Here is a 2,327-nt window from a genome sequence, read left to right on the forward strand (position 1 = left end):
GACATGCAAGGCGAAAATGTCGCCATTGCATCCGATTCGGTTTCCCGCCAAGCGGGGCTTGGCGGGAAAACACGCCTCGGCCCCTCGGTGTGGGCCAAACCGGGCGGGCTGCCCTGAATCGGCCTGCGCGGCCTGTGCCACCCCAACCCCGGCGCTGCGCGAGGCACCTCAGCGGCCTTCGCTTGCGCAGAAGCCAGCAGGGGCGAATGCCCCTGCAGCGACCTTCAGGACAATCTGCCCGACCGTGCCAAGAATGAACGGTGCCCCCCAAGGGGGCAGAGGCCCGACCCGACATCCGTTTTGGAGGGCGGGCCTCAGTTCAGGCGAGGCTCAGGGAGGGAAACACAGATTGGCCGTCGCAAAGGGGCTTGGACCTGCTTGCTTCAGGGAGCAAGCGAATCAGCATCAAATTGCCGCAAGCCAAGTGGCGCAGACCTGCTTGCTTCAAGGAGCAAGCGATCCCGAGCCAAATTGAAGCGACTTAGGCTTTGGCCGAACGCCAGAGAAAACGATACACGAAGCCCGGAAAGGCCAACACCAAGAAAAGACAGGCGGTGAGCGCGTAAAACTCCCACCGCTGGGGAGTAACCTGCCCAATGGAGCCTTCGATGGCAAAGCCAATCAGGCCCACAATGAAATAACCAGCAATGACTTCCACAACCCGCGTCCAGCCGCCCTTCTGGGCAACCTTGAACACGCCAAAAATACGGTTGCTAACAAAAGGCAGGTTTGCAAACAGCAAGGCCAAGCCAAACAACAACCAGTGCCCCATCGTTTGAGTCAAAGCCTGCCCTCCTCTCAGTGAATCAAAAAGCCATCAACCTGCGATGGACTGGGCCACCAGCTGCATGCAGTAAGCCATCAAAGGTGCAGGCAGCAAACCCAGCGCGATCACGGCCATGCCATTCAAACCCAACGCAGCGCGTGCGTCGTTCCCCATCACGATCTCGGTCTCGTCGCTGGGTGCCTCGAAGTACATGCTTTTCACCACGCGGATGTAATAGAAGGCACCCACCAGGCTGAAAAGCACCGCGTAAACAGCCAACCAAATCTGACCGGTGGCCAGCAAGGCCTTTAAAACCGCCAGCTTGGCGGCAAAACCCACCATGGGAGGAATACCCGCCAAAGAGAACATCAGCAGCAACATCACCAAGGCCAACCAAGGCGAACGCTTGTTCAAGCCCTTCAGGTCGGCAATGTTTTCAACCTCAAAACCTTTGCGTGACATCACCATGATCACACCAAAGGTGCCCAGGGTGGTGAGTACATAGGTGATGGAATAAAACATGGCGGCAGAATAGGCCTGCGCCGCATTGCCGGTGTTTTGACCAACCACACCGGACAAAAATCCCAGCAGCATGAAGCCCATTTGAGCAATGGTCGAGTACGCCAACATGCGCTTGAAACTGGTTTGTGCAATGGCAGTGAGGTTACCGATGGCCAGAGAAGCCACAGCCAACACCGTCAACATTTGTTGCCAGTCTGCCGCCATCACAAACAAGCCATCCACCAGCAAACGCATACAAATGGCAAAGGCAGCCAATTTGGGAGCACCGCTAATCAACAGGGTGGCCACAGAGGGCGAACCTTGATAGACATCGGGTACCCACATGTGGAAAGGTACTACGCCGAGTTTGAAGGCCAAGCCAGCCACCAGAAACACCAAGCCAAATACGAAAATCATTGTCTTCGGTCCAGTGCTTGCCGCCGTGGCGGCAAATGCGATGTCCGCATGGTTGAGCGTACCAGTGGCGCCGTAAATCATGGACATGCCGTACAGCAAAAAACCCGATGCCAAGGCACCCAAGACGAAATACTTCATCGCTGCCTCGGTGGCCCTCACACTGTCGCGCTGCATGGCCACGGCCGCATACAGACTAAGCGACAACAATTCCACACCGAGGTACACCAGCAGAAGATTGTTCGCAGAGATCATGATCATCTGGCCGAGCAGCGCGAACAACACCAGCGCATGCAATTCGCCTTTGAACATGTCGCGATCGCGGGCATAGTTGGCACCAACAATCAGGGTGAAGGCAATGGCCCAGGCCGAGAAGCCTTTCAGTGCAAGCGCCATACCATCGGCGATGTACATGTTGTTAAAGGCCATGGCGTTTTCGGCGTTGGGGACCTGTGCAAAACAATAGGCACCCAAAGCGATACAAAATAGCACCACGATGTTGTGAAGAAGAGGCAACACCCTGCCCTTGGTCACACTGTCAGCAATCAAAAACGCACAGGCAAAAATCGCCAGCGCAATTTCAGGAATAGCGAGTGAGAGATTCATCTGATCCACGAACATTCCTCAATTAAAGCTTGGACTGAGC

Annotated in this window: 2 protein-coding genes; both read right to left on the reverse strand. The window is 55.7% G+C overall.

The genetic code is table 11. The features are described from left to right. Positions 1-481 precede the first annotated feature (481 nt). Entirely contained in the window at positions 482-784 is a 303-nt protein-coding gene (locus tag ACEQU8_RS04805) for a DUF2818 family protein (RefSeq protein WP_370261893.1), read from the reverse strand. A 33-nt stretch (positions 785-817) separates the two neighbouring features. Then, positions 818-2,287 carry an NADH-quinone oxidoreductase subunit NuoN gene (gene nuoN / locus ACEQU8_RS04810; protein WP_370261894.1) on the reverse strand — a complete coding sequence of 490 codons (1,470 nt, stop codon included), beginning with the start codon at positions 2,285-2,287 and terminating at the stop codon, positions 818-820. Between the last annotated feature and the right edge of the window lie 40 nt (positions 2,288-2,327).

It is taken from the genome of Limnobacter sp., from assembly GCF_964228395.1.
In the GTDB taxonomy this organism is placed as follows: domain Bacteria; phylum Pseudomonadota; class Gammaproteobacteria; order Burkholderiales; family Burkholderiaceae_B; genus Limnobacter.

What these genes read in the sequence shown, in the direction of transcription:
- nuoN (WP_370261894.1), bottom strand. Translation starts at nt 2,287, where the DNA reads ATGAATCTCTCACTCGCTATTCCTGAAATTGCGCTGGCGATTTTTGCC.